We start from the raw sequence: 7,662 nt of genomic DNA, 5'->3' as shown, positions 1-7,662 counted from the left end.
CCGAGAAACGCATGGCGGGCTAACCAACGGTGTCCGCCACACCGAGGGAAGATCATGGAGCCGCGGGTCGCCGCAAGGAACGCCTCGCTCGTGCTGGCCATGAGGTGCCGGCGATTGGCGACCTGAAACGCTCGGGTTGCCGCAAGGGCATAGCCGCCGCCGCGGTCGCGCGTCACCACCTCGATCTAAGGCTGCTCTTCCACCCAAGCCCGCGCGGTCGCGGGTTCTCTGTCCGGAAGCAGGCGGATCGTGCGCTGCCGCTCCAGGTCGCAGACCAGGGTACCGTAGCGGTGGCTGCGCTTCCAGGCCCAGTCGTCGATCCCGACCGCCCGGGGTGGCGTAAAGGCTGGCGCTCCCCGTCGGCGCACCAACCTCAGCAGCGTGTCGCGGCTGACCGGCAGCATCAGGCGCCGCGCGAGCCCCGCCCCTGGCCGGCCACCAAGCGCCAGTCCAAGGTGATGCGTCAGGTCGTCCAGCCGCGCCGTTCGCCGCGACCAAGGTGTCAACGCCGCGGTTCGCTCCGCGAAGATGCGCCGCGTACAGCGCGCTTCATTGCACCGGAAGCGGCGAGCCGCGATTCGAAGGCGAACCGCGCGACCCGAAATCGGAGGATCGGCCAAGCTCCGGATCTAGCGACTGTGAGTGCGGCGTGCTTCGACTCCGCGGCTCGGGCAACTCGCCGCGATCTCCGCCGAGCGTACGGTGATCACCACCGCAGCCTCGTTCACCAGCACCTCTCCGACGGCGAGACCCTTGGGAGCAAGAGCTGACAATCTGAACCTCCAAGACATAGCCCTGATCTCCTGCCGAGCAGGATACTCAGCGCCCGACGTCATCAAATCCGAGTCAGAGCCAATCTTGAGCGCCGATCCGGGGTCAAGATCCCGCGCCGGTTGACAACAGGGCCACGGTTGACCGGCATTCGTCCGTTTTTCAGTGGTCTCGTTCGGTTTTGACACTCCGGCAACCAACACGATGCAAGCTTCTATCCCCGTGCCTCTTGGCCGTCAGCGGTACGAGCTATGGCGGTCGTTGCCCATGGATGGCGTGAGCTTGCCGGCGGCCCGGAGCGCGCATACGCCTTTGGCGAGCATCCCATGGTACGCTTGAACGCGGTGCTGAAGGCGCTCTCCGAATCATAGCCGAGCGAGATGGCGATAGACGACAGTCGCTGCTTGCCGTTGGTCAGGCGGGTGCCCGCGAGCAGCATGCGCCAGCGAGTCAGGTAGTCGAGAGGCGAGGTGCCGACCGTCGTCTTGAACGCTCGGGCGAAGCTCGATCGCGACATGCCCGCCTTCGCCGCCAGGGCGGGCAAGGTCCAGCGGGCGCCTGGCTCCGCGTGCATGGCGCCGATCGCGGCGGCGAGCTTCGTGTCGGCGAGCGCGAACAGCCAGCCGACGTGCCTTCCCGCCGAGCCGGTGAGGTAAAGCCGCAGCGCCTGCACCAACATCATGTGAGCGAGGTGCTGAGCGACCAATATCCCACCTGGCTGTTCCTCGGCCAACTCGCGCCGCATCTGCTCCAGGGCCCAGCGAAGGTTCATCTTATCCCGGTCGTCACGCAAATGCGCGACCGGCGGCATGGCTCCCAGTAGCATGTCGGCATGCGCGCCGGCGAAGGCGAAGTGACCGCCCAGGATCAGCGTGTCGCCGCCGCCGTTCAACGTGGCGATCCCACCGCGCCACTCCACGGGCTGCAGCCGCTCGAACGGGGTAGGCGCAAGCGCCAGGTCATTGGTCAGGCGGAACCGTCGCCCGTTGGGCAGGAGAACACAGTCGCCCGCCTCCAGCGGCACCGCCTCCGGCAGGCCCTCGAGCGCCAGCCAGCAGGTGCCGGATAAAAGCGCGTAGCACTTGATCCCGGTGTGGGGATCGAACTCGATCGACCAGGGGCCGCATAGGTCGAAGCCGCCGGCGATGTAGGTGTGCGGCTTCAGCAGCGAGAGCACATCTGAGAGGGGATCCACGGACATTCAAGACGATCACGACATTATGAAGGACGCTGGCGCATAGATCATCCAAGGCCCACCGCCTAGTGATGCCCACCACCCGGAGACCTTATGAACGACAGCAACGATCCTTCACGTCGCCTCGTCGTCGCGAGCCTCGCCATCGCCGGCACAATCGCCGCCGCCCCTGCGCTCTCCCGAACCGCCACCGGCGCAGCGCCAAGGAAAACCAAGCCAATGATAAAAATGATCATCACGATCAAGCGCCGCGTGGGCATGAGCCATGACGAGTTCGTTCGTTACCAGCGCGATGTCCACAGACCGCTTCTCATGGCGATTCCGGAGACTCGCCGGTACATACGACGCTTCGTCGTCTCCTATCCCGTCTCCGCGCCCGACTATTCCGGTCCGGATTACGATTCGGTCGTGGAAGGATGGTTCGACAGCATGGAGGATATGAACGCGCTCTACTTCTCGGAGAACTTCCTCAAGAAGGTCGATCCCGATCACGTCAACTTCATGGATCTGTCGTCCTATGGCAGGGTCGTCACCGAGGAGGAAGTGGTGATCGGCTAGTGATCCGCTCTTGGTGTCGGCCAGTCGCGTCGGCTGCGATTGCCGTTCGGCGATCGTAAGGAGGGGAACCGGGCATGTGCTTCCCTCTCCTGCCTAAGTTCGGCCGAGGACCAAGAAGCAGCCATTCCCGCCTACTTTCATGCGTCCCAACTTCAGACACTCATTCATGATCGGTGCCGACGCGCGAACTCGTGTTTGCACGACGGGTCTTCCGTCAGCGCTGTGTTGACGGCTGAACGGCGAAGGATGATGATTGACGCTCGGGCAGGTTTCGGGAGCGGCATGGTCGAAAACAGCCGTTAGCTGGTGTCAAAGCGGAAGACGCTGTGCTTGCCTGGTCGTCCACAGCCCGGCCTCGATCATCAGCTTGCGGAGCGTGTCGTGGCTGATCCGGATGCCGTGCTGCTCTTCGAGCTTCTCGGCCGCGAAGGTCGGCCCAAAGTCATGATAATGCTCGCGCACCAGCGCGATCGCCGTGTCGGTGCGCGCCGGCGACAGGCGGCGGTTGCTCGGTCGCCCGCGCTTGCTCGACACCAGACCCTCGGCACCACGCTCGCGCATCGCCGCCAGCATCCGGAACACCTGCCGTCGCGACACACCCAGCAGCACCGCCGCGTCCTCCGCGCTCAGCTCGCGCTGCTCGACCCGCTGCAATGTGTCGAACCGCGACAGCTCGTTGTGGCTGATGCTCAGCACCGTCATCATCGCTATTCCTCGAACCGAAGAACGGCGCGTGCCACCAGTGCCGTTTCTACATTGCGGACGGCGACATTTATACTTTGCCGCTACACGCCTCCAAAGCTATGTTTTGTTATGTAAAACCTAGTTGCTGGCTGCTGGCTGCTGGCGCGAGAGCAATTGTTTTGCTCTGCCAGCCCGGCACCATTTACGAGCACTCGTGAATATCGACGTGCAACGACCGTCGAACCGCGCATAAGGCGGTATGACCGCGATCTTCATTTTGGGTGGCGCGCGTTCCGGCAAGAGCCGCAGGGCCCTGACCATCGCCGATGCGCTCCCAGGATCCCGGACGTTCATCGCCACGGCTCAGACCTACGACGAAGAGATGATCGAGCGCGTCGCGCGCCACCGAGCGGAACGCGATAAACACTGGAATACGGTCGAGGCACCGGTCGACCTGCATGCCGCGATCGCCGGCGCGAAGGTCGAGCATGACGTGCTTCTGGTCGACTGCCTCACCCTATGGCTTTCCAATGTGATGCTTGGCGGTCATGACGTCGAACGGGCCACGCGATTGTTGCTGGATCAAATGGTCGCACCCCGGCCGGGCACGACGCTGCTACTCGTCTCCAACGAAATCGGCATGGGGCTGGTGCCCGAAACGCCGCTCGGCCGCGCGTTTCGGGATGAGCAGGGGCGGCTCAACCAGCGGGTCGCGGCCCTCGCCGACCGGGTGGAGTTCGTCGCCGCCGGGCTGCCGCTCACGCTGAAGGGTTAACGGGCCAGCGCCGCCGCCAACCGCATCGAACCCGCGTCGTCGACGGGCAGTCCGATCCGGAGATGGTGTGGCAGGTCGACGAAGCGGCGGACATATACCCCTGCCCCGGCCAGCGTCGCCCACCGCGCATGCGCGTCGGGAGCGTGCACGAACCGGAACAGCGATGTCCCACCCACGATCGTCAGCCCGCCGCCTACCACTATCGCGTCGAGCGACCCGGCCGCGTGGGCGAGCCGGTCGGCCGTCGTTCGTCGCCACCGATCATCGCTGTAGGCGGTGGCCCCCAGACGGAGTGCTGGCCCCGACACCCCCCATTGCCCGACCAACGACCGCATTTCACCCAATATGCCGGGCGGCCCGAGCACTGCCGCGAGCCGCAGCCCCGCCAGACCGTAAAACTTGCCGAACGATCGCAACACGATCAGCCCCGTCCGGCCGGCATGCGCCGCCACGGACAAGTACGGCTCGACCTCGGCGAACGCCTCGTCGACGATCAGCCAGCCACTCCGTGCCGCCTGGGCCTCGGCCGCCGCAAACACCGTGTCGGGTGATACGACGCGGCCGTCCGGGTTGTTGGGATTGCACAGTACGATCGCATCCGCTCCAGCCGCCAACGCCGCATCCAACGTCGGCACCGCCCGGACCAATCGGCCCGCAGCCGCCCAAGCGCGGGCGTGGTCGCCATAGGTGGGCGACACGATCGCGAGGGTCGCTGAGGGTAGAACCAGCGGCAACAGGCGAATCGCGAGCTCGCTGCCCGGTACCGGCAGGATGGCCGCCGCCTCGGCCCCGAACGCGCCGGCCATCGCGCCGACGCACCTTGCGCGCGCCTTGTCAGTCGGCAGCCGCGACCAGTCCTCAGGCTCGATCGCATCCACGGAGTAGGGCCAGGGGTTGATCCCTGTCGACAGGTCGATCCACGGTTCCGGGGCGGCGGGAAACGCCGCCCGCATCGCGCCCAGCGCGCCGCCGTGAAGAAGATCGCCGCTCACGCGAACGTCGCCGCGGCGAGCAGTCCCGCCGCGAGCAGAACGGCACGCACCGCGACCGACAGCGCCTGTCCGATCGCCGCCGCGTCAGGATCGGTGCCCGCCGGATTGAGCCAGGGTTCATCGGCAGTCCGATCACCGTAGCGGCGCGGACCCGACAAGCGGATGCCGAGCGCGCCCGCCATCGCCGCCTCCGGCCAGCCCGCGTTCGGCGAGCGGTGCCGCCGGGCGTCGCGCCACGCGATCCGGGCGGCGGCCCACGACCATGCCGCCACCGCGATCAACCCGGCCGTCAGCCGTGCCGGTATCAGGTTCGCGAGGTCGTCAAGCCGCGCCGCGAAGCCACCGAATGCCTCGTGCCGCGCGGTCCGGTGCCCGATCATGGAGTCCAGCGTGTTGATCGCCTTGTAGGCGGCGATACCCGGCAGCCCGGCGACCGCGCCCCAGAACAGCGGGGCGACGACGCCGTCGGACAGGTTCTCGGCCAGGCTCTCGATCGCGGCGCGCGCCACGCCGGCCTCGTCGAGCGGCGTCACGTCGCGCCCGACGATCCGCGCGACCGCGATCCGCCCCGCCGCGATCCCGTCATGCTCGATCGCGTGGCGGACCGCATCGACATGCGCATACAGGCCGCGCGCGGCGACCAACGTGGCGGCGGCCCCGATCTCCACGCCGATCCCGATCGGACCCGGAACCGCCGCGATGGCCAGCGCGGTGCCGACCGCCACCGCCACCACGGCGATCGTCGCCACCATTCCCAGCAGATAGCGGACGGCCGGTCCGAAACCCGGTCGGTTGAGCGTGGCGTCGAGCCGGTCGACGAACGCGCCCAACCAGCTCACCGGATGGCCGATTCGGCGATGGACCGCATCCGGCCAGCCCAGCACTCCTTCAAGCGCAAGCGCCGCCAACATGGTCGCGGCATGCATCGTCACGCATCCGGACTCCAGCCGGGCGCGCGCGCCGCCGCGAAAAGCGCGTCGACATCGACCGCACGGGCGATCCCGTCGGCGACCTCATCGAGCGCCGCCTCCACGGCGTCGTCATAGATGAGCGGCGAGGGCGCGACACCGAGCCGATCGAGCCAGGCCCGGCGGAAGTCGTCGTCCACGAACAATCCGTGGACGTACGTTCCCTCGATCAGGCCACCGATCGCGCCGTCGGGGCCGTCCTCCAGCGTCAGCATCGGTCGCTCCAGCGCCGCGCCCGTCGTTCGGCCGGAGTGGATTTCATAGCCGCTCACCGACGCGCCCGTCCGCGCGCAGCGGCCCGCTACGGGGCGGACACGCTTGCCCGGCAGCATCTCGGTCTCGATGTCGAGCAGTCCCAGCCCCGCCGCCTCGCCGGGCGGGCCCTCGATCCCGCGCGGATCGCGGATGACGCGGCCGAGCATCTGGAACCCGCCGCACACCCCCAGCACGCGGCCGCCGGTGCGGGCATGCGCCAGGATGTCGTGGTCCCACCCTTGCGCGCGCAGGAAGGCGAGGTCGGCGATCGTCGACTTGGTCCCGAACAGGATCACCGCGTCCGCGTCGCGGGGGATCGGCCGCCCGGGCGGGATGAAGTCGAACTCGACGCCCGGCTCCGACCGCAGCGGGTCGGCATCGTCGAAATTGGCGAGCCGCGACAACATCGGCGCGACGATCTTCACGCCGCCCCCGCGCCGCGCGACGGGGCGCTCCAGCACGACCGCGTCCTCCGCGGGCAGGCGCGCGGCGGCATCCAGCCAGGGGATCACGCCGAAGCAACGCCACCCGGTCGCCCGCTCGATCGCGAGGACGCCTGCGTCGAACAGCGTCGCGTCGCCGCGGAACTTGTTGATCGCGAAGCCGACGATCATCGCGGCGTCGGCAGGGTCGATCACCGCGCGGGTGCCGACCAACGCCGCGCTGACGCCGCCCCGGTCGATATCGCCCACCAGTACCACCGGCACCCCCGCCGCCCGCGCGAAACCCATATTGGCGATGTCGCGGGCGCGCAGGTTGACCTCGGCCGGGCTGCCCGCGCCCTCGACGATCACCAGGTCATGCGCGGCCGTCAGCCGCGCGAAGCTGTCGAGCACGGCGGGCAGCAGGCGCCGCCGCCCGGCCATGTAGGCGGCGGCGTCCTCCGTCCCGATCGCGCGGCCATGGACGATCACCTGCGCGCGGGCGTCGCTCTGCGGCTTGAGCAGCACCGGGTTCAAATCGACATGCGGCGCGATCCCTGCTGCGCGCGCCTGCAGCGCTTGGGCGCGGCCGATCTCGCCCCAGGAACCGTCGGCGTCCGCGCAGGCGGCCGCGTTATTGGACATGTTCTGCGGCTTGAACGGCGCGACCGACAAGCCGCGCCGCTTCGCGATCCGGCACAGCCCGGCGACGAGCAGCGACTTGCCGACATCCGAGCCCGTCCCCTGCGCCATCAGGGCGCGGGCGGTCACGCGGGACCGTCGATCAGCACGCGCCCGCCCTCGACACGCGCCGCGACGCCGTACACGTCGGCGATGCGCGCGGGTGTCAGCGTGTCGGCGACCGGGCCGTCGGCGACGATCGCGCCGCCCGCCATCCACACCAGCCGGTCGGCATAACGCGCGGCGAGGTCGAGGTCGTGGAGGACCACCAAGGCCCCGCCCCCGCCCCCGCCCCCGCCCGCAAAACCGTCGACATGGCCGCGCAGCAGCCTCAGCACACGGTGCTGGGCGCGCGGATCGA

8 protein-coding genes and 1 pseudogene are annotated in these 7,662 nt (G+C 68.4%); 2 read left to right on the top strand and 7 right to left on the bottom strand.

Annotation, left to right across the window (positions count from 1 at the left end; translation table 11 throughout):
* Window positions 1-185: 185 nt before the first annotated feature.
* Both ACFE71_RS13950 and ACFE71_RS13945 read right to left on the bottom strand, forming a co-directional pair.
* Window positions 186-506, bottom strand: a complete 321-nt coding sequence (locus ACFE71_RS13950; protein WP_375429375.1) for a hypothetical protein — start codon at window positions 504-506, stop codon at window positions 186-188.
* Window positions 507-985: 479 nt separating this feature from the next.
* The gene (locus ACFE71_RS13945; RefSeq protein WP_375429374.1) at window positions 986-1,972 is read right to left on the bottom strand and encodes an AraC family transcriptional regulator; all 987 of its coding nucleotides are present in this window, start codon (window positions 1,970-1,972) and stop codon (window positions 986-988) included.
* An 87-nt stretch (window positions 1,973-2,059) separates the two neighbouring features.
* Here ACFE71_RS13945 and ACFE71_RS13940 point away from each other — a divergent pair, with 87 nt between their 5' ends.
* Window positions 2,060-2,524, top strand: a complete 465-nt coding sequence (locus ACFE71_RS13940) for an EthD domain-containing protein (RefSeq protein WP_375429373.1) — start codon at window positions 2,060-2,062, stop codon at window positions 2,522-2,524.
* A gap of 309 nt (window positions 2,525-2,833) precedes the next feature.
* Here ACFE71_RS13940 and ACFE71_RS13935 read toward each other — a convergent pair whose 3' ends face one another.
* A complete protein-coding gene (locus tag ACFE71_RS13935; protein WP_375429372.1) occupies window positions 2,834-3,229 on the bottom strand; it encodes a helix-turn-helix domain-containing protein in 396 nt (131 codons plus the stop codon).
* 238 nt (window positions 3,230-3,467) lie between these two features.
* On the opposite strand from ACFE71_RS13935, the gene cobU reads away from it, so the two are divergent.
* The gene (gene cobU, locus ACFE71_RS13930; RefSeq protein ID WP_375429371.1) at window positions 3,468-3,983 is read left to right on the top strand and encodes a bifunctional adenosylcobinamide kinase/adenosylcobinamide-phosphate guanylyltransferase; all 516 of its coding nucleotides are present in this window, start codon (window positions 3,468-3,470) and stop codon (window positions 3,981-3,983) included.
* Here the strand turns inward: cobU and cobD are convergent.
* The 4 genes and pseudogenes from cobD to ACFE71_RS13910 form a co-directional block, all read right to left on the bottom strand.
* A complete protein-coding gene (cobD, locus tag ACFE71_RS13925) occupies window positions 3,980-4,975 on the bottom strand; it encodes a threonine-phosphate decarboxylase CobD (RefSeq protein WP_375429370.1) in 996 nt (331 codons plus the stop codon). The genes cobU and cobD overlap by 4 nt on opposite strands.
* Window positions 4,972-5,901 (bottom strand): adenosylcobinamide-phosphate synthase CbiB, encoded by a 930-nt coding sequence (gene cbiB / locus ACFE71_RS13920; RefSeq protein WP_375429377.1) that lies wholly within the window; start codon window positions 5,899-5,901, stop codon window positions 4,972-4,974. The genes cobD and cbiB overlap by 4 nt, the downstream gene beginning before the upstream one ends.
* Window positions 5,902-5,903: 2 nt before the next feature.
* Complete coding sequence (locus tag ACFE71_RS13915) at window positions 5,904-7,373, bottom strand: cobyric acid synthase (RefSeq protein WP_375429376.1); 1,470 nt, start codon at window positions 7,371-7,373, stop codon at window positions 5,904-5,906.
* Between the two features lie 14 nt (window positions 7,374-7,387).
* Window positions 7,388-7,662: pseudogene (locus tag ACFE71_RS13910) on the bottom strand (ABC transporter ATP-binding protein); the annotation flags it as partial.

Source organism: uncultured Sphingomonas sp. (assembly GCF_964237155.1).
Lineage (GTDB): Bacteria > Pseudomonadota > Alphaproteobacteria > Sphingomonadales > Sphingomonadaceae > Sphingomonas.
The sequence above is the reverse complement of the archived record's forward strand: the minus strand, read 5'-3'. Positions and strand labels throughout refer to the sequence as shown.